The sequence below is a fragment of the Agromyces molybdatiresistens genome (assembly GCF_052748445.2).
On the sequence record NZ_CM188258.1, the window covers coordinates 1,078,583 to 1,104,116 of the forward strand.

At 71.6% G+C, this 25,534-nt stretch carries 22 protein-coding genes and 1 pseudogene; 11 read left to right on the forward strand and 12 right to left on the reverse strand.

Annotated features, from left to right (window positions below; all coding sequences use genetic code 11):
- Nucleotides 1-17 precede the first annotated feature (17 nt).
- Nucleotides 18-1,235: a hypothetical protein gene (locus ACULK2_RS04930; protein ID WP_445968679.1), complete on the reverse strand. Its 1,218-nt coding sequence runs from the start codon at nt 1,233-1,235 to the stop codon at nt 18-20.
- Nucleotides 1,236-1,397: 162 nt separating this feature from the next.
- Nucleotides 1,398-1,919: a MarR family winged helix-turn-helix transcriptional regulator gene (locus ACULK2_RS04935; protein WP_445968678.1), complete on the reverse strand. Its 522-nt coding sequence runs from the start codon at nt 1,917-1,919 to the stop codon at nt 1,398-1,400.
- Between the two features lie 111 nt (nt 1,920-2,030).
- Between ACULK2_RS04935 and ACULK2_RS04940 the strand changes: the two genes are divergently transcribed.
- The 4 genes from ACULK2_RS04940 to ACULK2_RS04955 all read left to right on the forward strand — a co-directional run bounded on the left by ACULK2_RS04940 (nt 2,031) and on the right by ACULK2_RS04955 (nt 5,572).
- Nucleotides 2,031-2,606 carry an NADPH-dependent F420 reductase gene (locus tag ACULK2_RS04940; protein ID WP_445968677.1) on the forward strand — a complete coding sequence of 192 codons (576 nt, stop codon included), beginning with the start codon at nt 2,031-2,033 and terminating at the stop codon, nt 2,604-2,606.
- Nucleotides 2,607-2,780: 174 nt separating this feature from the next.
- Complete coding sequence (locus ACULK2_RS04945) at nt 2,781-3,098, forward strand: hypothetical protein (RefSeq protein WP_445968676.1); 318 nt, start codon at nt 2,781-2,783, stop codon at nt 3,096-3,098.
- Between the two features lie 48 nt (nt 3,099-3,146).
- Complete coding sequence (locus ACULK2_RS04950) at nt 3,147-4,709, forward strand: lipase maturation factor family protein (protein ID WP_445968675.1); 1,563 nt, start codon at nt 3,147-3,149, stop codon at nt 4,707-4,709.
- Between the two features lie 53 nt (nt 4,710-4,762).
- Complete coding sequence (locus ACULK2_RS04955; protein WP_445968674.1) at nt 4,763-5,572, forward strand: TerC family protein; 810 nt, start codon at nt 4,763-4,765, stop codon at nt 5,570-5,572.
- 12 nt (nt 5,573-5,584) lie between these two features.
- Here the strand turns inward: ACULK2_RS04955 and ACULK2_RS04960 are convergent, their stop codons facing one another.
- Entirely contained in the window at nt 5,585-6,406 is an 822-nt protein-coding gene (locus ACULK2_RS04960; RefSeq protein WP_445968673.1) for an MBL fold metallo-hydrolase, read from the reverse strand.
- Nucleotides 6,407-6,442: 36 nt separating this feature from the next.
- On the opposite strand from ACULK2_RS04960, the gene ACULK2_RS04965 reads away from it, so the two are divergent.
- The 4 genes from ACULK2_RS04965 (at nt 6,443) to ACULK2_RS04980 (ending at nt 10,443) form a co-directional block, all read left to right on the forward strand.
- On the forward strand, nt 6,443-7,159 hold the full coding sequence (locus tag ACULK2_RS04965) for an NUDIX hydrolase (protein ID WP_445968672.1): 717 nt from the start codon (nt 6,443-6,445) through the stop codon (nt 7,157-7,159).
- Between the two features lie 82 nt (nt 7,160-7,241).
- Nucleotides 7,242-7,799, forward strand: coding sequence for a MarR family transcriptional regulator (locus tag ACULK2_RS04970; protein WP_501044965.1), 558 nt, complete (start codon nt 7,242-7,244; stop codon nt 7,797-7,799).
- A gap of 331 nt (nt 7,800-8,130) precedes the next feature.
- The gene (locus ACULK2_RS04975; RefSeq protein WP_445968670.1) at nt 8,131-9,234 is read left to right on the forward strand and encodes a serine/threonine-protein kinase; all 1,104 of its coding nucleotides are present in this window, start codon (nt 8,131-8,133) and stop codon (nt 9,232-9,234) included.
- Between the two features lie 75 nt (nt 9,235-9,309).
- Nucleotides 9,310-10,443 carry an AI-2E family transporter gene (locus tag ACULK2_RS04980; RefSeq protein WP_445968669.1) on the forward strand — a complete coding sequence of 378 codons (1,134 nt, stop codon included), beginning with the start codon at nt 9,310-9,312 and terminating at the stop codon, nt 10,441-10,443.
- Nucleotides 10,444-10,461: 18 nt separating this feature from the next.
- Here ACULK2_RS04980 and ACULK2_RS04985 read toward each other — a convergent pair whose 3' ends face one another.
- The 4 genes from ACULK2_RS04985 to ACULK2_RS05000 form a co-directional block, all read right to left on the reverse strand.
- A complete protein-coding gene (locus ACULK2_RS04985; protein ID WP_445968668.1) occupies nt 10,462-11,898 on the reverse strand; it encodes a GNAT family N-acetyltransferase in 1,437 nt (478 codons plus the stop codon).
- Nucleotides 11,899-11,973: 75 nt separating this feature from the next.
- A complete protein-coding gene (locus ACULK2_RS04990) occupies nt 11,974-13,266 on the reverse strand; it encodes a sugar ABC transporter permease (protein WP_445968667.1) in 1,293 nt (430 codons plus the stop codon).
- A complete protein-coding gene (locus tag ACULK2_RS04995; RefSeq protein ID WP_445968666.1) occupies nt 13,263-14,015 on the reverse strand; it encodes an ATP-binding cassette domain-containing protein in 753 nt (250 codons plus the stop codon). The genes ACULK2_RS04990 and ACULK2_RS04995 overlap by 4 nt, the downstream gene beginning before the upstream one ends.
- Nucleotides 14,016-14,160: 145 nt before the next feature.
- Nucleotides 14,161-15,222, reverse strand: a complete 1,062-nt coding sequence (locus ACULK2_RS05000; RefSeq protein WP_445968665.1) for a sugar ABC transporter substrate-binding protein — start codon at nt 15,220-15,222, stop codon at nt 14,161-14,163.
- Nucleotides 15,223-15,425: 203 nt separating this feature from the next.
- Between ACULK2_RS05000 and ACULK2_RS05005 the strand changes: the two genes are divergently transcribed.
- On the forward strand, nt 15,426-17,195 hold the full coding sequence (locus ACULK2_RS05005) for an ABC transporter ATP-binding protein (RefSeq protein WP_445968664.1): 1,770 nt from the start codon (nt 15,426-15,428) through the stop codon (nt 17,193-17,195).
- A 174-nt stretch (nt 17,196-17,369) separates the two neighbouring features.
- On the opposite strand, the pseudogene ACULK2_RS05010 reads toward ACULK2_RS05005, so the two are convergent.
- The 5 genes and pseudogenes from ACULK2_RS05010 to ACULK2_RS05030 all read right to left on the reverse strand — a co-directional run.
- A pseudogene (locus tag ACULK2_RS05010) lies at nt 17,370-17,720 on the reverse strand (alpha-L-arabinofuranosidase family protein); the annotation flags it as partial.
- 106 nt (nt 17,721-17,826) lie between these two features.
- Nucleotides 17,827-18,717: a sugar phosphate isomerase/epimerase family protein gene (locus ACULK2_RS05015; RefSeq protein WP_445968663.1), complete on the reverse strand. Its 891-nt coding sequence runs from the start codon at nt 18,715-18,717 to the stop codon at nt 17,827-17,829.
- Entirely contained in the window at nt 18,714-19,970 is a 1,257-nt protein-coding gene (locus ACULK2_RS05020) for a DUF993 family protein (RefSeq protein WP_445968662.1), read from the reverse strand. Before ACULK2_RS05020 ends, ACULK2_RS05015 begins: the two co-directional genes overlap by 4 nt.
- Before the next feature lie 2 nt (nt 19,971-19,972).
- Nucleotides 19,973-21,160 carry a Gfo/Idh/MocA family protein gene (locus ACULK2_RS05025; RefSeq protein ID WP_445969067.1) on the reverse strand — a complete coding sequence of 396 codons (1,188 nt, stop codon included), beginning with the start codon at nt 21,158-21,160 and terminating at the stop codon, nt 19,973-19,975.
- A gap of 521 nt (nt 21,161-21,681) precedes the next feature.
- A complete protein-coding gene (locus ACULK2_RS05030) occupies nt 21,682-22,725 on the reverse strand; it encodes a LacI family DNA-binding transcriptional regulator (RefSeq protein ID WP_445968661.1) in 1,044 nt (347 codons plus the stop codon).
- Nucleotides 22,726-22,978: 253 nt separating this feature from the next.
- Between ACULK2_RS05030 and ACULK2_RS05035 the strand changes: the two genes are divergently transcribed.
- Both ACULK2_RS05035 and ACULK2_RS05040 read left to right on the forward strand, forming a co-directional pair.
- Nucleotides 22,979-24,325, forward strand: coding sequence for a Gfo/Idh/MocA family protein (locus ACULK2_RS05035; protein ID WP_445968660.1), 1,347 nt, complete (start codon nt 22,979-22,981; stop codon nt 24,323-24,325).
- 66 nt (nt 24,326-24,391) lie between these two features.
- A complete protein-coding gene (locus ACULK2_RS05040; RefSeq protein ID WP_445968659.1) occupies nt 24,392-25,465 on the forward strand; it encodes a DUF2510 domain-containing protein in 1,074 nt (357 codons plus the stop codon).
- The last annotated feature ends 69 nt before the right edge of the window (nt 25,466-25,534 follow it).

Genomic DNA, 25,534 nt, shown 5'->3' on the forward strand with positions numbered 1-25,534 from the left:
CGACGTCGCGTCGAGCACTACTGCATCTTCGGGTCCCCGATGCCGACCACGTCCCACAGGGTGCGGACCTGGGTCGCCGAGTAGACCTTGGTGGTCTCCGAGACGATGCACCAGGTGTCCCCGGCGGGGATCACGCCCGTGTCGATCGATCCGGGCGAGTCCGGCGTCGCGAACGGGTCTCCTTCGCACCACGGCATGAACTCGAACCCGAGCGGCCCGTCGTCGTCCTGGTCGTACTCGAGCTGGTTGGTGACGGGGTTGGACGAGAGCCTCGGAGCGAAGCCGACCGTGCCCTTGTAGGCCGCCAGCTGCGGCGGGTCGACGTCGACCGGCACGAAGCTGAGGGTCTCGGCTTCGACGTCCACACTGAGCGTGTACGGCTTCAGCACGCATTCGGAGCCGCTCGGGTTCTCGAGGCGCGTGAAGGTGCCGTAGACGTTGCCTTCTTCGATCGTCGCCGTGCCGTTCTCCGGGGTGCAGCCGAGCTCGCCGCTGTAGCCCGTGAGGACGAAGATCGTGTCGAACGCGGGGTCGTTGCCGAAGTCCCAGCTGCCCTCGAGCGAGACCTCGCCGCTCAACGGCCGCAGGGTGACCGCATCGAACTCGGCACCGGGGTCGATCGTGACATAGCAGTTGTCGTTGGGTCCCGAGTCCGGGCCGGAATCCGAGGCGTTCCGGCAGTTGACCACGGGCTGGGCCGCCGTCGCCGTCGCGGTGTAGGGCACGGTCGACGTCCCGTCCACGCCCTCGCCCGGAACGATGCCGGAACCCGCGCGGACCTGGAAGGTGTCGACCGTCGCACCACCGAGCGACACCACGATGTCAGCCCGCACGGCGCCCTTGAGCTCCAGGTCGAGGGAGGCGCGTACCGCGTTCGGCACGCCCTCGAGGCCCACCTCGAGGAACTCGGTGCTGTCCACCCGTGCACACGGCACTCCGGTGGAGCCGCCCGTCTTGATGCCGAGCGAGCCGTCCTTCAGACCCGGTCCCCGGTCGCTCCCGTCGAGCGAGGCGAGCGGGCCCTCCTCCGTGATCAGGCAGTTCTTCGGGGGGCCGATCGGCTGCGTGATCGGGTCGCCCGCGTTGCTGTAGACGAATTCGCTGGAGTCGCTGCCGAGATGCAGGCGGAGGGTCTCCTCGCCCGTCCCGATGGCGCTCAGCGCCGTGGCTCCGATGCCGACGGCGAGCGCCGCGGATACCGCGGTGAAGAGTGCGATTGATCGAGCCGTGTTCATCCTGGGCCTCCTGGAGCGCAGGTGATCTGGGCGGGCGGATGCCTCCCTCAGGTCACGAGTTGGCTCATGGTATCGACGCGTCGATTCCGCCACGACCCGCGTATAGGGGGTGCGGCGCCGATCGTGACCTTCGGAGGAGTCGGCACGCCGGGTCGCCGCGCGTCAGCCCGCGCGGGCGATCGCCGGCCCCTCACTGAACTGGCAGGCCGTCGCGGTCAGGCGCTCGTCGGGGTCGAGCCGGCCGAGCACGGCCCCGGCGATCTCGTAGAGCTGGCGGAGCTGGTCGGGCGACAGCGCGTCGAGCACGTACTGGCGGACGGTCTCGACGTGGCCCGGGGCGGCCTCGTCGATGAGCTCGACCCCCGCGTCGGTGATCGTCGCGTTCGTGGCGCGGCGATCGGTCGGGCAGGGGAAGCGCCGGATGAGCCCGCGCTCCTCGAGCCGGCGCGCGACGTGGGAGAGCCGGGGCAGGGTCGCGTTCGTCCGTGAGGCGAGCGCGGTCATCCGCATCGTCCGGTCGGGCGCGCCCGCCAGCGCCATGAGTGCGGCGTACTCGAAGTGGGTGAGCTGCACATCGTGCAGGAGCTGCTGGTCGAGCACGCCCGGGAGCAGCTCGGTGAGTGCGACCAACCGCACCCAGGCGGCCGATTCCTCGGTGTCGAGCCAGCGCGTGCCATCCGTCATGCCGCCATTCTCGCACACTTGGTTGACACGACAACTGAATTCGCCTACGGTGTTGGTTGTCGCAACAAGTTGTTCCGACAACCAATACGCGGAAGACGCGGGAAGGACATCATGACGACCGTCAGCATCATCGGGAACGGCAACATGGGCACCGCCATCGGCGGCATCGTGGCGGCCGGAGGTCACACCGTCGAGTACGTGGGCCGTGACACGGCCGAGCCGATCACGGGCGACATCGTCGTCCTCGCGGTTCCGTACCCCGCGGTCGGCGGCATCATCGAGGCCCACCGCGAGCAGCTCGCGGGCAAGGTCGTCGTCGACATCACCAACCCGCTGGACTTCGAGACCTTCGACTCGCTGGTCGTCCCGGCCGACGGTTCCGCGGCCGGCGTGATCGCCGCGGCGCTGCCGGAGTCGCGCGTGCTGAAGGCGTTCAACACCAACTTCGCCGCAACGCTCGCCGCAAGGACCGTCGGCGGTGCGCAGCCCACCACCGTCCTCGTCGCCGGCGACGACGAGCTCGCCAAGCAGGCGCTCATCGACATCGTCCGCGCCGGCGGTGTGAACGCCGTCGACGCCGGCGCCCTGTCGCGTGCCCGCGAGCTGGAGTCGGTCGGCTTCCTGCAGCTCACGCTCGCCGTCCAGGAGAAGGTCGGCTGGAACGCCGGCGTCGCGCTCGTGGCGTGACCTGAGGAGCGATCGATCGGCGCCCCGGATCCTCGGTCCGGGGCGCCGTCGCATGCGCTCCCGAACGCGCCGGTGCAACCCGTTGACTCGCGTCGTGTCCCGGAGGAACGTGGATGAGGACGGACCGCGGATTCCCCACGCGTGCCCGAGCACCGAACCCGGAGGAGTGATGACATGAGCAGCGACCCGCTGAACCCATGGGAGGAACAGGACCGGCTCGGTCCTGCCGGCGACCTGAACGCCGAGACGCCGAATCTCACCGGGATGATCAACACCGTCGGTCTCGCGACCGATGCGACGGGCGGCCACGGGGACGCGTTCCCGAGCGAGGAGACCGCCGAGCGAGAGGCGCGCGATGCCGAGCGGACCGCCGCAGGCGGGGTGGGCGACACCGGGGCCGAGCCCGCACCGGATGCGAACGACCTCGAGGCCGACAACGAGGTCGAAGAGGAGACCGTGGAGACGGTCGACCCCGCGAATCCGCCCGCGTGAGGGCCGTTCGGCCCGGGTCGGTGACGGGTCCGCGGATAGCGTGTGGGCGTGGACTGGACCGCCTGGTTCGCCTGGTTCGACGCTCGCGATGCCGACCTCGCGCGGGACGTGCTCCAGCGCGGCATCGCGGCGCTCTTCCTCGTCGCCTTCCTCTCGACGCTGAACCAGTTCCGCCCGCTGCTCGGCGAGCACGGACTCCTCCCCGTTCCCGCACTGCTGCGCGCGGTCGGCGACGCCGAGCGGCGCGCGCGCGAGCGCGCGGAACGGGCCGGCGAGCGGGTCGGCCGACTCGCCCGCACCCGTCGACGCGGCTACCTCGGTCCGACGCTCTTCCGCCGCTGGGGGTACACCGACGCCCGGCTCGTCGCGGTCTGCGCGGTCGGCATGCTGCTCGCGGCATCCGTCGTCGTGGGCCTGCCGCAGCTGGGGCCGCCCTGGCTGCCCATGCTCGCGTTCCTGGCGATGTGGGCGCTGTACCTCTCGATCGTGAGCGTCGGCCAGACGTTCTACGGGTTCGGCTGGGAGATGCTGCTCTGCGAGGCCGGGTTCCTCGTCGCCTTCCTCGGGTCTCGCGAGGTGCCGCCGCCGCTGCCGACCGTCGTGCTCGTCTGGTGGCTCGTCTTCCGGCTGGAGTTCGGGGCGGGCATGATCAAGATCCGCGGCGACCGCGCCTGGCGCGACCTCACCGCGCTGTACTACCACCACGAGACGCAGCCCATGCCCGGGCCGCTCAGTCGACAGGCCCACCTCCTGCCGAAGTGGTTCCACCGGGTCGAGGTGGTCGGCAATCACTTCGCGCAGCTGGTCGTGCCGTTCCTGCTGTTCGCGCCGCAGCCCGTGCGCACGATCGCCGCCGTCGTGATCATCGCCACCCAGCTCTGGCTCGTCGTCACGGGCAACTTCGCGTGGCTCAACTGGATCACCATCGTGCTCGCCTTCGGCGCGGTGGGGGACGACGCGGTGCAGTGGCTCATCCCGTGGCTGCCCATCGAGGCGATCGAGGCGCCGACGGATGCCGCGAGCCCGCCGTGGTGGATCGCGATCGTGCTCCTCGTCACCGCGCTCATCCTCTGGCTCAGCCGGCATCCGCTGATGAACCTCTTCTCGAAGCGCCAGCTGATGAACGCGAGCTTCGACCGGTACATGCTCGTCAACGCCTACGGCGCGTTCGGCTCGGTCACCCGGCAGCGTGTCGAGGTCGTCGTCGAGGGGACCGCAGGCGACCCGCTCGACCCGGCCGCCGAGTGGATCGAGTACGCGTTCAAGGGCAAGCCGGGCGACCCCCGCCGCATCCCGAGGCAGTTCGCGCCCTACCACCTGCGGCTCGACTGGCTCATGTGGTTCCTGCCGCTCGGGCGCATCGAGGAGCCCTGGTTCCTCCGCTTCCTCGAGCGCCTCCTCGAGGCGGATGCCGCGACCCTCGAGCTGCTCGCACGGGACCCCTTCGACGGTCGGCGGCCGCGGGCGGTGCGCGCCCGCACCGAGCTCTACCGGTTCAGCACCCGCGACGAGCACCGGCGGTCCGGACGGGTGTGGGTGCGGCACCCGCTCGGCACGGCGATCCCGCCGATCTCGCTCGCTCCGGACGCCGATCGCGCCGACCTCGACTGATCCCCATGCGTCGCACGGCATGAATTCGGCCCCGAGTCGGGGAGAATGGCCGAATGGACTTCTCCCTCGAGTTCACGCCCGACCTGCTGGCCGTGTTCCTGACCCTGTTCGTGCTCGAAGTCGTGCTCGGCGTCGACAACGTCATCTTCATCTCCATCCTCGCCGCGAAGCTGCCGGTCGAGCAGCAGGCGCGGGCGCGCAACCTCGGCCTGACGCTGGCGATGCTCATGCGCATCGGCCTCGTGTTCGCGGCCGGCTGGATCATCACGCTGAAGGAGGAGCTGTTCACCATCTGGGGGATGGGCTTCTCGGGCCGCGACCTGATCCTCATCGCGGGCGGCATCTTCCTCGTCTACAAGGCCGTCAGCGAGATCCACCACAAGCTGGAGGGCGACGAGGAGCACACGACGGGCGCGGGGACGGCGACGTTCGGTGCCGTGATCGCGCAGATCCTCGCGCTCGACATCGTGTTCTCGCTCGACTCCGTCATCACCGCGGTCGGCATGACCGAGAACATGATCGTGATCATCACGGTCGTCGTGCTCTCGTTCGGCATCATGCTGTTCGCCGCGCGCTACATCTTCGCGTTCGTGAACCGCCACCCCACGGTGAAGATGCTCGCGCTGTCGTTCCTGCTGCTCATCGGCGTCTTCCTCGTGGCCGACGGGTTCGGGGTCAAGATCGACAAGGCGCTCATCTACGTGCCGATGGCCTTCGCGATCTTCGTCGAGGCGCTGAACCTCGCGGCTGCGGCGCGCAAGCGCAAGCGCGCGGGCGAGAAGCCGGCGGAGCCGGTGCACCTGCACCAGCAGTACGTCGACGACACCGGCACGGCGCTCGACCACGAACCCGCGGGGCGCTGAGCGCGGGCGCGGTCAGGCGCGAGGGGCGCGCAGGAACTCGAGCTGCGCCCGCACGGACGCCTCGGCCGCGCCCCGCACGGCGGGGTCGACGTCGGCGTAGACGGCGTCGGTGACGGCCTCGGCGGTCGCGTCGGCGCCGAGGCGCGCGAGGGCGGCGCGGACCTGGTCGAGCCGGTCGGCGCGGTGCGCGAGGTAGGCGTCGCAGATGGCGGCGAGGTCGGGCAGCACCGGGCCGTGGCCGGGGAGCACCACGACCGGCCCCGATCGCTCCGCGGCGGCGATCCCGATCGTGAGCAGCCGGTCGAGCGAGGCGAGGTAGGGGCCGAGCGCGCCGTCGGGGTGGGCGATGATCGACGTGCCCCGGCCGAGCACCGAGTCGCCGGTCAGGACGGCGAGGGGCGCCGCGTCGTCGGGGGCGTCGCCACGGCGGAGGGCGACGCACATCGAGTCCGCCGTGTGGCCGGGGGTCGCGAGGATCTCCAGGCGGAAGCCACCCGCCTCGATGACCTCCCCGTCGCCGAGCGGCTCCGTGCCTCGGCACCATTCCGGGGAGATCGCGCGAACGGGTGCGGCGGTGAGCTCGGCGAACGCGTCGACCGCGTCGGTGTGGTCCGGATGGCGGTGCGTGATGAGGACCAGTCCGACGCGGCCCTCGGCGAGGCGCTCGAGGTGCGCGGCATCCGTCGGCCCCGGGTCGACGACGACCGATGCCTCCGCGCCCCCGGCGCGGAGGATCCACGAGTTGGTGCCGTCCAGGGTCATCGGGCCCGGATTCGGCGCGCGCACGAGGGTCACGCCGTCGGGGAGGAGGGGAGCGTCGGCGGTCTCGGCCATGCTCCGAAGTGTAGCCACCGGCGTATCCTGTTCCGCATGCATTCCGACGTCGACGCCGACGGCGACCCGACCGACGGGTCGGCGGCCACCGTGGTGCTGCTGCGGCAGGGCCCGCGCGGCGTCGAGGTGCTCCTCGGCGAGCGGCCGCACGACCGCGGATCGTTCGCCGGTGCGTGGGTCTTCCCGGGCGGTGCGGTCGACGAGGCGGACGCCGCGGGCGATCCCGTCGACTCGGACGCGGCGGCACGACGCGCCGCCGTGCGGGAGACGTTCGAGGAGGTCGGGCTCGAGCTCGCGGTCGACGACCTCGTGGAGTTCGCCCTGTGGCATCCGCCGAAGGGCGTGCCCAAGCGCATGCGGACGCGCTTCTTCGCGGCGCGCGCCCCGGAGGGCGAGCTCCGGCTCGCCACCGCCGAGTTCGTGCAGGCGGAGTGGCTGACGCCGACCGAGGCGCTCGAGCATCATGCCGACGGGGCGATGACGCTCTTCCCGCCGACGTGGGTGACGCTGCACGGACTCCGGCAGGCGAGTACGGTCGAGGCGGCGCTCGGCGCGCTCGACGCGCACGAGCTGCGCGCCTTCGTCGGGCGGTTCGACTCCGACCGGACGACGTTGTACTGGCAGGAGGACGAGCACTTCCACACCGACGACCGCGATCACCGGGCGGTGCCCGATGAGGGGCCCGACGCCGACGGCCCTCGACACCGCCTGATGATGGACCGGCTGCCCTGGGTGTACCTGCACTCGTTCTGATCGGTGCCCGGCCCCGACCGGTGAGGTCGGGCGAGACCGATCGCTAGATGATCTAGTAACGAGTTCGTGTAGTATCGGTTGGATGTCTGACGAGCGATCTTCGGGGTACTGGTATTCCGCCGATCGCACCCGCAGGGGGGTTGCGGTCCTGAACGCGCTGCGCGATTATCGCGCAGCCGAGGCGGCGATGCGACGGCGCACGCGATCCGCGATGCGCATGGGGGAGACCGACCTCCTCGCCATCCGCTACCTGCTGAAGCGCGAGGGGGAGGGGCGTTCGGTGAGCCCGAAGGATCTCGCCGCGCATCTCGGCATCTCGTCGGCGTCGACGACCGTGCTGATCGATCGCCTGGTGCGCAGCGGGCACGTCGAGCGGCGCCCGCATCCGACGGATCGCCGTGCGCTCGTCATCGCCCCGACGATCGCGAGCGACGACGAGGTGCGCGCGACGCTCGGCGACATGCACCGCAGGATGATCGAGGTCGCCGAGGGCCTCGGGCCGGATGAGGCGGTGGTGGTGCTCGACTTCCTGGGCTCGATGCGCGATGCGGTCGACAGCGTCCGGGACGCGGAGGGCCATGAGGCGCCGGCCGCGCCGGTCACGACGATCGAGTCCGCGCGCTCCGCCTCGGGCGCCTGATCCCGGCGCTGTGCGCCGCGCGGACCGTTCTGTCAACCCCACGCGCCGGAGTTGTTGCGCCCGGTGCGGCGGCTGATACTTCTCGAGAGGAGTTGTCTGGCAAGATGCTAGTTAGATAAACTAGCGAAACTCCCACACAGCAGATGATTCGGCACGTCGCCGAGGAGAAGAGGCCGCGATGCACGGGTCGAACCACATGGATGGTCCGCCCTCGGGCGCAGGCCCCGGACCGGCCGGGATGCCGGGAGTCGGTGTCCGCACCGACCCGACGCGATGGACCGATCCGACCACCCGCACCGACCCCGGTCGGGCGCGCTACGCCGATCCGAGCGTGCGAACCGACCCGTCCGCCATGCCCGTCGTCCCCGGCGCGGGAGCACCTGAGCGAACCGGCCCCACTGCCGCGGCGCCGATGACGGGCGATGGCGACGAGTTCGTCGACCCCGGTCCGAGATACGAGTTCCTGGAGCACATCGGCTCGGGCGGCATGGCCGACGTGTACCGCGCGCGGGACAACGAGCTCGGCCGCCACGTCGCAGTCAAGCTGTTCCGCGAGGGCGAGGAGACGGTCGCCGACCAGCAGCGTCGCGAGCGGGAGATCAACCTCCTCAGCGGGCTGACCCACGTCGGCCTCGTCCCCGTGCACGACGCGGGCCGGCTCATGCACGCCGGCATCGAGCGACGATACCTCGTCATGGAACTCGTCGACGGGCTCTCGCTCGCCCACCGCGTCGCGGAGGGTCCGATGAAGCCGCGACAGGTCGCCGACGTCGGCGCGCAGGTCGCCGACGTGCTGAGCTACGTGCACGGTCGCGGGGTCATCCACCGCGACATCAAGCCCGAGAACATCCTCGTCAGCGACGTGCCCACCTTCGGATATACGCTCATGACGCGCCTCGCCGACTTCGGCGTCGCGCAGTTCGTCGACGGGACGAGGCTCACGGGCCACGGCACGATCATGGGCACCGCCGCCTACATCTCGCCCGAGCAGGCTCGCGGCGAAGAGGTCACGGCGGCCACCGACATCTACTCGCTCGGGCTGGTGCTGCTCGAGGCGCTGAAGGGCGAGCGCGAGTACACGGGCACGCCGATCGAGGCCGCGCTCGCGCGCCTGCACCGACCGCCCGAGATCCCGGACGACCTCAGCGCCGAATGGCGCTCGATCCTCGGCGCGATGACGGCCGACGACCCCGCCGTGCGCCCCAACGCGCACGACGTGGCGAGCACGATGCGCGATCTCATCCGCCTCATGCTGCTGCAGGCCCAGGAGCGGAAGGGCCGCCTCCCGATCTGGGCGCGGGCGAACAGCGAGGCCGCCGCCGCAACCGACCGCCGTCGACGGGTGGCGGGCCTCGCCGGCATCGTGCTCGGCGTGGTCGGCATCGGCATCGCGATCGCCGTCGGGATCGCGGCGAGCACCGGGCTCATCGGCTAGTGCGCATCATCGTGCGCACGATCGGCGCGGCGCGCCGACGTCGTGCGCACGGCCGGCGGGGCTAGCGTCGCAGCCATGTGGAGACGTGTGGCGGGGGCCATCGACAAGCCCGAGCCGGCCGTTCAGGCCGAGGTGACCGCCGACCAGGACCCGAGCGCACCGGAGGTGCGCGTGCGCGCATTCCGGATCGGCTTCGTCGGCGCGCTCGGCGTGCTCGTCGCGCTCTTCGTCGGAGGGATCGTCGGGCAGCTCAGCACCGTCATCCTCTACATCGCCCTCGCGCTGTTCCTCTCGCTCGGCCTGGATCCGATCGTCAGCTGGCTGCAACGTCGGGGGATGCCGCGGTGGGTCGCGATCCTCATCGTGTTCGCCGTCGTCATCGGGCTCTTCGTCGGACTGGTCGCGACCATCGTGCCGCTCGTCGTCACGCAGATCACCGAGTTGGTCACCAACTGGGACCAGATCGTCGACGACGTGAAGCAGAGCGACCTCGTCGCCTGGATCGGGTCGATCACGGGCAGCAGCACCTGGATCGAGGACGGCATCGCCTCGATCGGCGACTGGTTCGGGAACCCGGACAACATCGGCGCGCTCACCGGCGGCCTCCTCGCCGTCGGCGCCGGCATCGCCGGCGGGTTCACCGGGGCGACGATCGTCCTCATCCTCACGCTCTACTTCCTCGCCTCGCTCGACTCGATGAAGCGCTACGCGGCGCGCTTCGTGCCGGCCTCCTCGCGCAACGGATTCGTGGACGTCTCGCAGGAGGTCACCGGTTCGGTCGGACGATACGTGATCGGGCAGGTGGGCCTCGCGTCGATCAACGGCGTGCTGAGCCTGGTCTTCCTGACGATCATCGGGGCCCCGGCACCGATCTTCCTGGCCTTCATCGCGTTCCTGTGCTCGCTCGTGCCCCTCGTCGGCACGCTCACGGGCGCGGTGATCGTCACGCTCGTGAGCCTCACCGCGTCGCCCGCGACGGGCCTCGCGGCCGCCATCTACTACCTGGTCTACATGCAGCTCGAGGCGTACGTGCTGAGCCCGCGGATCATGAGCCGCGCCGTGGCGGTGCCGGGAGCGCTCGTCGTCATCGCCGCGGTGGCTGGCGGAACGCTCGGCGGTGTGCTCGGAGCGCTCGTCGCCATTCCGGTGGCGGCGTCGCTCATCATCATCGTCGAGAAGGTCATCTTCCCGCGGCAGGACGCCGCCTGACGGTCGCGATCCGGTCCGTCAGAACCAGATGCTGAGGTGCGGCGCGCGCGTCGAGGCGAACATGCGGTCCGCGAGTTCGAGCGCGCCGTTCGAGGATGCGGTGATGCGCCCTGCACGCGCCAGCACCGACGGCCGTACCCCGCCGAGGTAGATGGACGCGAGATCCCGCACGTCGAGCTGCAGCGACCGCGGCTCGGCCGCGCGAGCGGCCGGGCGCGACCCGGACGCCTCGGCGCCGGCGGCGGCACGGGCTCGGGAACGCTCGCGCTTCGGTGCGGCGCTCGCGGTCGTCGAGTTCGCGCCCGCGGCATCCGGCTGGCCGTCACCGCGCGGCACGTGCACGACCGCACGCCCGTCGGCCGACGCGAGCAGCGTGTACCTCCCGGAGGCGTAGCCGAGCGGGTCGTCGATGTCGAGCACGAGCTCGCCGGCGGCGCCGTAGCGGCGAGCGCCCAGCGCGGCGGCCGCGTCGACGATGCGCACCCACAGGTGGTCGCTGGTCTCGCGCACCGAGACGGCGCGCGGGTCCTCGAGCAGCCACTCGATCGGCTCGTCGGCCGAGCGCAGCCGGCCGCGGACGCCGGAGACGAAGTCCTGCTCGACGAGCACGCGCCACAGCGAGCGCTCGGCGTCGTCGGTGGCGGCGGCGAGCACGTCGAACTCGGCCCAGCCCGGCTCGTTCGGCTCGCGCGTGACGCGGAAGGTCGCGAAGCCCTGGGGCTGGCCGTGCTCGTCGTCGTAGCGGATGGCGCGGAGTGCACGCGAGGCGTCGGACTCCGGGTCGACGAGGCCGAGCATCCTGTCGAGCAGGCCCGCCCACCGGTCGATCTCGCCGGGCGTGCGCGACACCGCGCGGCGTGAGATCGCTGCGGCCGCGTCACGGAGCGAGGCCGGTTCGACGAAGTGGACGCGACCGGGCGCGGTCGGTCCGATCCACCGCGCACGGCGGCGGTCGATCTCGAGCGTCGTCGCCCGCGCCGCGGGCGCGTACCCGTAGCGGCCGTAGATCGTCGCTTCGGTGACGGTGAGCATCGCCACCGCGGCGCCCGCATGCTTCGCCGAGCGGAGCTCGGCCTCCATCATCGCCCGGGCGATCCCGCGGCGGCGGTGCGTGGGGGAGACGGTGACCGAGCTCACGGCCCAGCCGTCCACGCTCCGGCCCCCGGGCACGCTGAGCCCCGTGGGCCAGCTCGAGACCGTCGCGACCGGGACGAGCGGGTCGGGCACGGCGGCGTCGAACACGCCGTGCAGCCGGCGCTCGCCCATCACCCGCCGCTCGTACTCGCGCGTGACCTCGCGCGGTCGGGCGTGGTGGAATCCGCGGTGGTCGGCGTCGATCCAGCCGTCGAGCGCCGCGAGGTCGCCCGCATCGATCAGGCGGTACTCGAGCCCCTTCGCAGTGAGCGCGGACTGGGCCTCGGGATCGACGGGGATGGAGCGCGGTTCGAACGACACCGATCCAGCCTACCGAGGCTCCTCCGAGGGTCTGCTCGGAGTCGCCCCGGCGATCGGGCTCGCATCGGCGGGTCGTCAGGTGCGCATGAGGGATCCCCCGGCGCGGACCCGGGAGACGGCGTCGACGGTCGCGGCGAGGATGAGGACGCCGCCGGTGACCATGAGGTTGACGCCGGCCGGCAGGTTGAGCAGGCCGAGCCCGTTGGTGATCACGGCGATGACGAGTGCGCCGATCGCCGCGTGCAGCAGTCGGCCTCGTCCGCCGAAGAGGCTCACGCCGCCGACGACGGCCGCGGCGACGCCGGAGAGCACGATCTCACGTCCCGCGGCGGCATCGATCGATCCGACCTTGCTGATCGAGAACAGCCCGGAGACGACGGCGAGGGTCGAGCAGACGATGAACGCCGACCAGCGGATCAGCATCACCTTGACGCCCGAGCGCCTGGCCGCTTCGGCGTTGCCGCCGATGGCGTAGAGGTACCGGCCGAACCGGGTGCGGTCCAGCACGAAGGTGCCGATCCAGAGGATGACCAGCACGATCGGCACGACGATCGGGACGCCCTCGACGACGCCGACCGACTGCCCGCGGTTGCGGCTGAGGACGGCGATCGCGGCGCCGCCGATGACGGCGATCACGCCGAGCTTGATCCACACGAGCGAGATGGTGCGGTTCGGAACGCCGGCGCGGGTGCGCCGGGCGCGGTCCCAGAACGACATCGCGGCGGACACGACGAGGATCACGGCGAGCATGACCCACCCGGCCCAGACGGGCATGTTCGAGTTCTGGATGTCGCGGATCTCGGGGATCTGGACGCGATAGAGGCCGCCGGAGCCGATGATCATGAGGGTCAGGCCCTGGTACCCGAGGAACAGGCCCAGGGTGACCACGAACGATGGGATGCCGACCCTGGCGACGAAGAACCCGATGAGGACGCCGGTGAAGATGCCGGCGGCGAACGCGATCGCGAGCGCCAGCGGCCACGCGACGGCGTGCACGTTCACGAGCACGATGAACAGCGCCATCGTCATGCCGCTCGTGACGCCGGCGGACAGGTCGATCTCGCCGAGGAGGAGCACGAACACGAGCGCCATGCCGAGCATCACGAGCGTCGCGGCCTGGGTGAGGAGGTTGGCGAAGTTGCGTTCGGTGAGGAAGAAGGGGCTGAGGAAGCTGAACAGGATGGTGAGGACGACGAGGCCCGCGACGGCCGGCAGGGCGCCCATGTCGCCGTGCTGGATCCGCTGGAGGTAGCCGCGGACCTGGTCGCCGATCGTGCCCTCCTGGCCGGAGCCGATCAGGTCGTTGACGTCGTTCACGCTCGTGTCCGGTGCCGGGCCGGTGGTCTGCGGTGCCCGCGGCGTGCTCATGAGATCGCTCCCTGCTGGACCTTCGTGCCGGTGATGTACCCGACGACGTCGTCGCGGGAGGTCTGGGCGGCGTCGAGATGGGCGACCATCTGGCCCAGGTAGAGGACGTCGATGTGGTCGGCCACCTCGAACACGTCGGCGAGGTTGTGGCTGATCAGGATCACCGCGACGCCCTGGTCGGCCAAGCGGCGGACCAGGTGCAGGACCTGCTCGGTCTGGGCGACGCCGAGCGCCGCGGTCGGCTCGTCGAGGATCACCAGGCGCGCCTTCTTCAGCACCGCGCGGGCGATCGCGACCGTCTGCCGCTGCCCGCCGGACAGGCTCGAGACCTTCTGCCGCACCGACTTGACCGTCCGCACCGAGAGCGAGCGGAGCGTGTCGGAGGCCTCCTTCTCCATGCGGCCCTCGTCGAACGTGCCGAACTCGGTCTCCTCGCGGCCGAGGAACATGTTCTGCACGATGTCGAGGTTGTCGCACAGGGCGAGGTCCTGGTACACGACCTCGATGCCGAGCCGGGACGCGTCGCGCGGGTGATGCAGCGAGACCGGCGCGCCGTCGAACCGCACCTCGCCGCCGTCGTAGGGCTGCACGCCGGCGAGACCCTTGATGAGCGTCGACTTGCCGGCGCCGTTGTCGCCGACCAGCGCGGTCACCTTGCCCGGATAGGCCTTCAGTGCGACGCCCTTGAGCACGCTCACCGGGCCGAAGCTCTTCACCACCCCGTTCAGTTCGATCAGTGGCACGTCCATGCTCGTTCCTTCCGACGTCGTCGTCGCCCCCAGCGTGGCACGTGCCGCGCGCGGACGGGAGAGGGAATCGGTCCCGGGTCGCGGCGGGATGCCGCGACCCGGGACGGATGGGTGGGCGCCGGCTATCGCCGGCCGTGAGGCATCGTCACTCGATGCCGTACTCGGCGCACTTGGCCTCGACCTCGCCCTGGCAGAGCTCGGCCGGGTCGGCGTCGCCGGCCTCGACGACCGTGATGACCTCTTCCGGTCCGACCAGCTGCGGGGTGACCGCGAAGTACGGCGTGCCGTACGGGTCCTCCAGGCCGGGATCCTCCGGGGTCTCGCCGTTCAGCAGCTGCACCGCGAGCTCGACCGCGGCCTCGGCCTCGAGCGCGACCGGCTTGTACACCGTCGCGGTCTGCTTGCCGAGCAGCACGTTCTGCAGGCCCGCGATCGACGCGTCCTGACCGGACACCGGCACGACGAGGTTGTTCTTGTCGAGCACCGTGATCACGCCCGCGGCGTTGGTGTCGTTGGCGACCCACACCGCGTCGACCTTGCCGTCGAGCGAGGTCAGCGCCTGCTCGAAGTTCGTCGCCGACTTGTCGCCGTCCCACACGCCGGGCGGTTCGGCGGCCGGCGTGATCCCGGCGGCCTCCATCACCTCGACCGCGCCCTCCTTGAACATCGCGGCGTTGTTGTCGGACGGGTCGCCGCCCATGTACACGACGACGGCCTCGGCCGGGTCCTTGCCCGCGGCCTCGAGCCCGTCGAGGATCGACTGGCCCTCGAGCCGCCCGACCTCGACGTTGTCGAACGACACGTAGTAGTCGGCGCCCTCGATGGACCGGTCGTACGCGATGACCGGGATGCCCTCGGCCGACGCCTTCTCGGCGACGGCGGCGCCGGCACCGTTGTAGTCGACGAGCAGCATCACGCCGCAGCCCTTGCTGAGCTGCTGGTCGGCGATCGTCGCGTACTTGTTGGTGTCGCCCTGGGCGTTCTGGATGTCGGTCTCGAAGCCGGCCTCCGACAGGCCCTCCTCGAGGTACTTCCGGTCGAAGTTCTCCCAGCGCGGCGATGACGCCGCGTCGGGCAGGATGACGCAGGCGCGGGCCGCGGCCTCGCCGCCCTCGTCGCCGCCCGAGTCGCCGCTCGCGCAGCCCGCCAGCAGCAGCGCCGAGACCCCGGCGACTGCGGCGACGGAGACCATGGATCTGGTTCTCATGTCTCTCCCCCTTGCAGGTGAGGTCGACCCCTCCGGGTTCCCCCGTCATCGTCGGCGGAGGCATCCGTCATATTCCTCCTGTTTGGCGGACTCGCCAACAAACCCGCATAACGCTTCCGTAACGGGAGAGAGCGCTCCCATGCGCAGAGTCGGCGAACGACTGCGCGATGGCGCCGGCCGCCCATCGGGGGCAGAATGGACCCATGCATGGGCAAGCGCTTTCCCAGATCGACCACGCGATCGACGGTCGACGGCCGGCCCGCTCGGTACTGCGACTGCTCGGCATGCACCGGCGGCGGGTGGCGGCATCCGTCGTCTTCTTCGCACTGAAGGACACGCCGCTCTGGCTCATGCCCGCCGTCACCGCCGAGATCATCGACGTGGTCGTCGCCGGCGGGCCGCTCCGGGAGCTCGCGCTCTGGGCGGGCGTGGCGATCGTCGCGCTCCTGCAGAACTACCCCAACCACGTGATGTACACGAAGCTCTTCATGGGCGCCGTGCGCGACATCGGACGCGACCTGCGCAACGCGCTCGCCGCGCGGCTGCAGTCGCTCTCGATCGGCTTCCACACCCGGTCGAACTCCGCGATCGTGCAGACCAAGGTCGTGCGCGACGTCGAGAACATCGAGGTCATGCTCCAGCAGACGGCGCATCCGCTCCTCTCGGCGACCATGGTGCTCACCGGCGCGATCGTCATGACGGCGATCAACGTCCCGCAGTTCCTGCCCGTGTACGCGCTCGCCATCCCGCTCGCGGTGCTGCTCCGCGCCATCCTGAACCGGCGCAGCCGCGTGCGGAACGAGCGCTTCCGGCTCGAGGTCGAGCAGTTCTCGGCGCGGGTCGGCGAGATGGCGACACTGCTGCCGATCACGAGGGCGCACGGACTCGAGCGCGTCGCGGTCGATCGTGTCGCGACCGGTGCCGAGGGCGTTCGTTCGGCGGGGCTCCGCCTCGACCTGCTCAACGGCCGCTTCGCGTCGCTGTCGTGGGTCACGCTGCAGCTCCTGGGCGTCGGATGCCTCGTGCTCGCAGCCTGGATCTCCATCGCCGGATGGCTGCCCATCACGGCCGGGCAGGTGGTGCTGCTGAGCTCCTACTTCGCGCTGCTCACGTCGGCCGCGACCGGGCTGCTGATGCTGCTGCCGATCATCGCGCGCGGGACCGAGTCGATCCGCTCGATCGCCGAGGTGCTGCAGGAACCCGACCTCGAGTTCAACGAGGGCAAGCGCGCCGTCGAGCGGGTGGTCGGCGGCATCCGCCTCGAGGAGGCCGAGGTGCGGTACGAGTTCGGCGAGCCGCCCGCGCTCGACGGGGTCGACCTCGACATCCGGCCGGGGGAGACCGTCGCGTTCGTCGGCTCGTCGGGATCGGGCAAGTCGACGCTCCTGAACCTCGTGCTCGGGTTCCTGCGGCCGACCCGCGGCCGCGTCCTGCTCGACGGGGTCGACATGGAGGAGCTCGACCTCCGCACGTTCCGCCGCTTCGTGTCGGTCGTGCCGCAGGAGTCCGTGCTCTTCGAGGGCACGATCCGCGACAACATCGTCTACGGGCTCGGCGAGGTTCCCGACGACCGCGTGCTCGCCGCCCTGCGCGACGCGAACGCGCTCGAGATCGTCGAGGCGCAACCCGACGGCTGGGACACCGTCGTCGGCGAACGCGGCGCACGTCTGTCGGGCGGCCAGCGCCAGCGGCTCTCGATCGCGCGGGCGCTCGTGCGCGACCCGCGCGTACTGCTGCTCGACGAGGCGACGAGCGCGCTCGACCCCGCCTCGGAGGCGAAGGTGCGCGATGCGCTCGGCCGGCTGATGCGCGGCCGCACGACGCTCGTCGTCGCGCACCGGCTCTCGACGATCCGTTCGGCCGACCGGATCGTCGTGCTCGAACGCGGGCGCGTCGTCGAGGTCGGGTCGCACGACGAGCTCGTCGTGCGCGGCGGGCGGTACGCGGAGCTGCACCGGGTGCAGTCGGCGTAGCGCACCGCCCGGACGACGCGCGAAATGCCACCTGCGGTCGCATCCGCGCGGGCGACCCGACCGCAGGTGGCGATTCGATCGCGTGGCACGGGGCGACACGACCGCAGGTGGCGATTCGGCGCGGCTCGAGGTTCGGCGGCGGGCCCGATGACGTCGCGCGGCGGGCTACGCGACGCGGGCGGTGAAGCGCACGAACTCGTCGGTGCCGAACGTGTTCGGCTCGATCGTGCGCCACGCGAGGTCGATGCGCCTGGGTCGCTCGTCGACCGGGCCGACGCCGTCCTCCCAGACGTGGTTCGAGACGAAGTTGCCGCCGGGGTAGCGCACGAGGGTCGTGCCGAGCCCGCGGGTGAGGGCGATGACGTCCTCGCGGAACCCGTCGGCATCGGCCGTCGGATGGCCCGGCTCGAAGACGCCGGTGTAGACGGCGCGGCCGAGGTGCTCGACGAACGAACCGAAGATGCGGCGGTCGATCTCGCCGACGACGAACGAGGGGTGGACGGTGATGCGGGCGGTCTGCGTCATGGCTCTCTCACTGCGGTCGGAAACGCGAGTGCCCACGAACGGTCGCCCGTCAAGTGGAGGCGGACCGTTCGCGTGGACACTCGGCGGAGGCGCGGGCCGAGCCGGGTCAGCGCGAGGGGATCTCGGCGGGCGCGGCCGTGAGATGGGGCGCGACGACGGCGTCGAAGGATGCCGCGGTGCGGGCGACCACGTCGGCGTACGGCGTCGCCCAGATGTCGGCGTTGAAGAGCTCGACCTCGATGTCGCGGTCGTAGCCCGTCGCCTCGACCGCGCGCGTGAACGCCGCGAAGTCGATCACGCCGTCGCCCGGGTAGTGCCGGCCGAGCAGCACGTCGGCGGGGAGCGGCGCGGCCCAGTCGCAGACCTGGTAGCTCGCGATGCGGCCCTCGCGGCCGGCGCGCGCGACCTGCAGGAGGACCTCCGGATCCCACCAGACGTGGAACGTGTCGACCTCGACGCCGACGACCTCGGGCGCGAACGGCGCGGCGAGGTCGAGCGCCTGCTTCAGGGTCGACACCACCGCACGGTCGGAGACGTACATCGGGTGCAAGGGCTCGATCGAGAGCTGCACGCCGGCGGCGGCGGCATCCGGAACCAGCTCGGCGAGCGCGTCGGCGACCCGGGCGCGCGCACCGGCGAGGTCGTTCGAGCCGTGCGGGATGCCGCCGGCGACGAGCACCAGCACGGCCATCGACCCGGGTGCGCCGGCGGCGGCGAGTGTCGCGGTCTCCTCGATCGCACGCCGGTTGTCGTCGATCGACGCGCGCCGCTCGGGGCCTTCGGGCATCGTGAAGAAGCCGCCGCGGCAGAGGCTCGTGAAGCGCAGCCCCGAGTCGGCGAGGCGAGCGGATGCCTCGGAGAGGCCGACCTCGTGGACGGGCTCGCGCCACAGCCCGATGGCCCGGTACCCGCCCGCGGCGGTCACGTCGAGCGCCTCCTGCAGCGACGCGTGCTTGATGGTCGCCTGGTTCAGCGAGAGCCGAGGGTGGGCGTTCATGCGGGGACCGCCTCGGAGGGCGTCGCGTCGGCCGTTCGCGCCTCGCCGGCGTCCGCGTGCGCGGAGCGGGCGGCCGCGCCATCCGTCTTCGCCGAGACGTCGACGCCGTTGATCGTGAGCAGCTCGTGCCAGCGGGCCGCCGCGAGCTCGGGGCGCTCGAGTGCACCCGAGCGGTTCGCGAGTTCGACGATGCGCGAGAGATGCGGCAGGCTGCGCGCGGCGTGCAGGCCGCCGACCATCTGGAACGCGGCCTGGTGGCCGTTCAGCCACGACAGGAAGGCGACGCCCGTCTTGTAGTAGTAGGTGGGCGCGGCGAAGACCTGGCGCGAGAGCTCCTCGGTCGGGCCGAGGATGGCACGGTAGGCGTCGAGGTCGTTCGCGTCGAGCGCCTGGATCGCGGCGGACGCGTTCGGTGCGAGGGCCGCGAACGCGCCGAGCAGCGCGTCGGAGTGCCCCTCGGCGTCGCCCTCGATGAGGCCGACGTAGTGGAAGTCGTCGCCCGTGAACATGCGTGCGGATTCCGGCAGTCGGCGCCGCACGGCGATCTCGGCGTCGGCGTCGAGCAGGCTCATCTTGACGCCCAGCACCCGGTCGCGATTCGCCTCGATGATCTGGAGGAGCGTCGCGGACGCCGCATCAGTGTCGGTCGACCCGAAGTAGCCCTCGAGCGCCGGGTCGAACGCGGTGCCGAGCCAGTGCAGCACGACCGGCGCGCCCGCCTTCGACAGCACCTCGCGGTAGACGCGGCGGTAGTCGTCGGCGTTCTGCGCGGCGCGCGCGAGGTGCCGGCTGGCCATCAGCACGGCGCCGGCGCCGGCGTCCTCCGCATGGTGCAGCTGCTCGACGTAGGCGTCGACGACCTGCTCGAGCGAGATGGCCGCGTCGTCGACGTGGTCGGTGTTGACGCCGACCACGAGGCGTCCGCCCGCGGACGCCGCCTCGGCGGCGCTGCGGGAGATGAGCTCGCGCGTCGCGGCGGCGTCGAGGCCCATGTTGCGCTGCGCGGTGTCCATGGCGTCGGCGACGCCGAGACCCCACGACCACACGTGGTGGCGGAAGGCCAGCGTCGCGTCCCAGTCGATCTCGGCCGGCTGCCCAGGCGTGTTGTCGGCGTGGGCCTTCGGCACGACGTGCGCGGCGGCGTAGGCGACGCGCGTCTGCAGGGGCGTGCGCGGCTTGGCGAAGGCGGGCGGCGGGTTCAGCGCAACGGCGCGGGTCGCGCCATCCGTCCCCAGCAGCGTGAGCGTGGTCATCGTCAGCGCGCCCCCGTCAGCTCGGACGCGTCGCCCGGCACGTCGACCGTCTCGACGGGAGCGTCGAGCGAAACGGGCGGGATCTCGATCCGACGCCCTTCGGCGTTCGAGCGCAGGCCCTCCTCGGCGAGGAGCACGCCGCGGGCACCGGCGAGGAAGTCGAACTCGTTCGGGGCGTCCTCGACGACGTGGCGGATGAACTCCTCCCACTGCTCCTTGAAGCCGTTCTGGAACTCCCGGTTGCCGGGGCTCTCGATCCAGTCGCCCGCGTAGTCGTGCTCGTCGGCGAGGTCGGGGTTCCACACGGGCTTCGGGGTCGCGTTTCGCGGCTGGATCTTGCAGCCGAAGAGCCCCACGACGGCCGAGCCGTGCGTTCCGTCGACCTGGAACTCGACGAGCTCGTCGCGGTTCACGCGGGTGGTCCAGCTGGAGTTCAGCTGCGCCGTGATGCCGCCCTCGAGCTCGAAGATCGCGTAGGCCGCGTCATCCGCCGTCGCCCGGTAGGTCTCGCCGTGCTCGTCGACGCGCTCGGGGATCTCGGTGGCCGCCTTCGCGTAGACCGACTCGACGCGGCCGAAGAGGTTCTCGAGCACGTAGTTCCAATGCGGGAACATGTCGACGATGATGCCGCCGCCGTCCTCGGCGCGGTAGTTCCAGCTCGGGCGCTGCGCCGGCTGCCAGTCGCCCTCGAACACCCAGTAGCCGAACTCGCCGCGGACGCTGAGGATGCGACCGAAGAAGCCCGAGTCGATGAGGCGCTTCAGCTTCTGCAGGCCGGGCAGGTAGAGCTTGTCGTGCACGACGCCGTTCTTGACGCCGGCGGCGGTGGCGAGCCTGGCGAGCTCGAGCGCCTCCTCGAAGCTCTCGGCGGTCGGCTTCTCGGTGTAGATCGCCTTGCCGGCCGCGATCGCCTTCGTGATCGCCGCGGCACGGGCCTTCGTGACGAGGAAGTCGGAGTAGATCTGCCAGCGCGGGTCGGCGAGCGCCTCGTCGAGGTTCGTCGTCCAGTGCTCGATGCCGTGCTTGGCGGCGAGGTCGGCGAGCTTCTTCTCGCTGCGGCCGACGAGGATCGGCTCGACCTGCACGCGCGTCTCGCCGTCGGCGAGGAGCACGCCGCCCTGCTCGCGGATCGCGAGGATGGAGCGCACCAGGTGCTGCCGGTACCCCATGCGGCCGGAGACGCCGTTCATGATGATGCCGATGGTCTGCGGGGTGGTCTCGTCTGCCACGGTGGTTCCTCTTCGGTGCCGGGAGCGGGAGACGGGCCGTCGAGGTGGAGCGTGGCCGCCGCGCCGCTGCGGGAAAGCGTTTACCCGAGTGTAGGACACGGTGTGCGGTTCGCGCAACATCCGCGACGCGGGCAGCCGCGCGGGTCGCTCGCGCGCCGTCTGCAGCAGGGGCGTCCTGGCGGGGGCGAGCGGATGGCGCGGGCGGGTTCGCAGGATGAGGCGGGTCATGGTGCCGGATGCGGCGGCATCGAGCGGCTCGTCCTGCTTTCGCGAGCCGCTCGCGGGCGGGCGGCGATCGGGCGGCCGCGGTGGGGCGGAGCGGACGGCTCGGGCTGGTCGAGTTCGCAGGACGAGGCGGGTCATGGTGCCGGATGCGGCGGCATCGAGCGGCTCGTCCTGCTTTCGCGAGCCGCTCGCGGGGCGAGGCCGTGCCGGGCGAGGCCGTGCCGGGCGCAGCCGCGCCGGGCGCAGCCGCGCCGCGCTCAGCCGCGGCGCGGCGTCGACTCGCGCAGCACGACCTCGGTGTGCACCGGGGACTCGTCGACCTCGCCCACCTCGTCGAGCGCGAGCCGGAGCGCCCGGCGGCCGACCTCCTCGAGCGGGATGCGGACGGTCGTGAGGGGCGGGGTGACGTCGCGCACCGTGGGCACGTCGTCGAAGCCCGCGACGGCGACATCCACGCCGGGGGTGAGCCCCGCGTCGCGGATGGCGGACATCGCGCCGACGGCCATGACGTCGTTGCCGGCGAAGACGAGCTCGATGCCGTCGAGCCCGTCCTCGAGGAGCTGCGTCATGCCGTCGTAGCCGCCGTCGCGCGTGAACGCGGGGCGCACGACGCGATCGAGCGTGCCGCCGCCGGCCTCGAGCCCGGCGCGGAACCCCGCGAGGCGTTCGTCGGCGGTGCGGATGCCCTCGGCGCCCGTGACGGCGGCGAACCGGCGGTAGCCGATCCCGATCAGCTCGCGCGCGAGCGCCTCGGCGCCGGCGCGGTTGTCGAGCTGCACGGCGCGGAACGGCCCGGCGGCGCTGCTGACGAACGCCACGCGCCCGCCGTTCGACTCGAACGCGCGCAGCTCGGCCTCGAGTGCCTCGTTGTTCGGGTCGTCCTCGCGGCGCGAGGCGGCGAGGATCATCACGCGCGGGCGCTGGCCGCGGAGCGTGCGGACGAGGTCGAGCTCGCGCTCGGTGTCGCGGTCGGTCGCGGCCATCGTGACGATGAGCCGCTCGCGGTCGGCTTCGCGGACCACGCCCGCGGCGATCTGCGAGAAGTAGGGGTCGGCGATGTCGGCGACGAGGAGCGCCACGGTCGTCGTCGTGCCGCGCGCCACGGCCTGCGCCGAGAGGTTGGGGGAGTAGTCCAGCTTCGCGGCGGCCGCGAGCACGCGCTGGCGGTACTCCTCGTTGACCTTGCGGGTGCTGCCGTTCAGCGAGCGCGAAGCGGTGGCGAGGGAGACGCCCGCCTCGCGGGCGACGTCGTGCAAGGTCGCCGGCGCGGTCCGCCGGGTGTCGACGGCGTCGTCGGTCATGCGTCCTCCTGGTCGTGAGGCTCGGGGCGCGGCTCTCGCGGGCGGCCCCATGGTATCGCCGAGGGCGACGGATGCCGCGGTGCCGCGCATCCGTGCGTCATCCGCACCCTCGATGCTACCGTAGTGAGATAGCGCTTTCCCAGATGATTCGGGCGGATGCCACGGCGCGATGGGAGCGCGAGAGGAATCGATTTCCAGCCGACGTCGCCCGGAACGGGGGCGGGAGCGGCACGACGGCGAGGAGCAGACGGCGATGGCGCAGCGGGAACGGTACGGACTCATCGGGGCGGGCAGCCGCGCGGGCATGTACATCGGCGCGATGAGCGGCACCGTGCTCGGCGCCGAGCGCGTTCCGGATGTCGCCGAGCTCGTCGCGTGGTCCGACGTGAACCCGGGCCGGCTCGACGTCCACGAGCGCGAAGTGGTCGCCGCGGGGCATCCGGCGCCCGCTCGCCACGCCGTGAGCGACATCGAGCGCATGATCGAGGACGAGCGCCTGGACCGCGTCGTCATCACGACGCCCGACGTCACGCACGCCGACTACATCGTGCGCGCGCTGCGCGCCGGCGCCGACGTCGTCGTCGAGAAGCCGCTGACGATCGACGCCGAGAGCGTGCGCCGCATCGGGGCGGCCATCCGCGAGACGGGCCGCGAGGTCATCACGACGTTCAACTACCGGTACAGCCCCCGCAACTCCACGCTGCGCCGCGTGATCGCCGAGGGACGCATCGGGCAGGTGACCAGCGTGCACTTCGAGTGGGCGCTCGACACGGTGCACGGCGCCGACTACTTCCGCCGCTGGCACCGCGACAAGGCGAACTCGGGCGGCCTGTTCATCCACAAGGCGTCGCACCACTTCGACCTCGTGAACTGGTGGATCGGCGCGGCGCCCGTGCGCGTGTTCGCGAGCGGCGGCCTGCGTTTCTACGGCGCCGAGAACGCCGCGGCGCGCGGCCTCGGCGAGCGTCCCGCTCGCGGCACCGGCGCCGGGGCATCCGACCCCTTCGCGCTCGACCTCGCCGCCGACGCGCGCCTCAAGGAGCTCTACCTCGACCAGGAGCACCACGACGGCTACCTGCGCGACCGCGACGTGTTCGACGAGGGGATCACGATCGAGGACAACCTCGCGGCGCTCGTCGACTACGACTCCGGCGCGACCCTCAGCTACTCCCTGAACGCGCACGCGCCGTGGGAGGGCTACCGCGTCACGGTGAACGGCACCGAGGGGCGAGCCGAGCTGGAGGTCGTCGAGCGCGGCGCCGTGCTGATCGGGGAGGACGGCCGGGTCGTCGTCGACCCGAGCATGCACCCCGACCACTCGCCGGTCGACGAGGTGCGCCCCGACTCCGAACGGCTCGTGCTGCAGCGGCACTGGGAGGGCGCCGAGGTCGTGCCGATCCCCGAGGGCATCGGCAGCCACGGCGGCGGCGACGCCTACCTCCTGCAGCACCTCTTCGACCGGGTGACGGATGACGCGCCACTCGGCCGGGTGGCCGGCTACGCCGACGGCGTGCGCGCGGTCTCGGTCGGGATCGCCGGGAACCGGTCGCTCGAGACGGGCGAGCCGGTGCGCATCGCGGAGCTCGATCTCGGCGTCTGACACGCCGCAGGTCCGCGGGGCTTAGTACCCGGGCGGATGCCTCGTTCCGCTGGGATCATCGCGGGCATGAGCGATCCGACGAGCGCGCCTGCGGGGTGGTACGACGACGGGCGCGGACAGCAACGGTACTGGGACGGTTCGCAGTGGACCGAGCACACGGCGCCGCTCCCCGGTGCGACCGCCGAGACACGTCCGTACGACACCGCGGCGATCGGCGGCGAGGCGGCACCGGCCGCGTCGCCCTACGCCGAGACCACGCCCTTCGCAGGGCTTCCGACGAGCGGACCGACCGGGGCGGGCGGCGCCCCTCCGGCGGGCTACGAGGGGCAGGCGGCGTACGCCGGGTACGCCGGAGGACCGGGTGCCGGCGGCGCGCCGCCGCACGAGCCGGAGGGCACGAACGTGCTCGGCATCATCGCGCTCGTCGTGGCCGCGGTCGGCTTCGTGTTCGCGTGCATCCCGTTCGTGCAGGTCGTCGGGTTCATCCTGCTGCCGATCGCGTTCGTGCTGGCGATCGTGGCGCTCTTCATGAAGGGCCGGAAGTGGCCGGCGATCACGGGACTCGTCGTCTCGGTGGTCGGCGGGATCGTCGGCGCGGTCGTGTTCGCCGTCGTCGCGTTCGGCGTGTTCGGCCAGATCGTCGACTCCGGCGTCATCCAGGACGAGATCGACCGGCAGCTCGAGGAGGAGTTCGGCGAACCCACGGCACCGGCGAGCGAGGAGCCCGGGGCGGAGGCCGGTGAGGGCCAGGTGCTCGAGTTCGGCGAGACCATGGTGTGGAGCAACGGCGTCTCGATGACGGTCTCGGAGCCCGAGTCGTTCACCCCGTCAGACCTGTCGGCCGGCGCCGACCAGGCCGAGAACCTCGTCTTCACGCTCACGATCACGAACGACTCCGCCGAGAACGTGCAGCCGGTCGTGTTCTCGCAGCTCGCCTCGGGCGGCACCGAGGCGACGCGGATCTTCGACGTCGGCGCCGAGGGAGGCCAGGTCGGCATCCCGCCGACCACGGCGATCCTGCCCGGATCGTCGATCACGTGGAGCGAGGCGTGGTCGGTCGCCGACGCCGAGTCGCTCACGATGCAGACGGCGCCGTCGTTCGAGTACGAGGACGTGATCTTCACCAACGAGCCGCAATAGGAGCCCTCGCGGATCCGGTTCGACTTGCGAACGTGCGGACACCTGATGCGGGTGTCGAGCGTTCCCAAC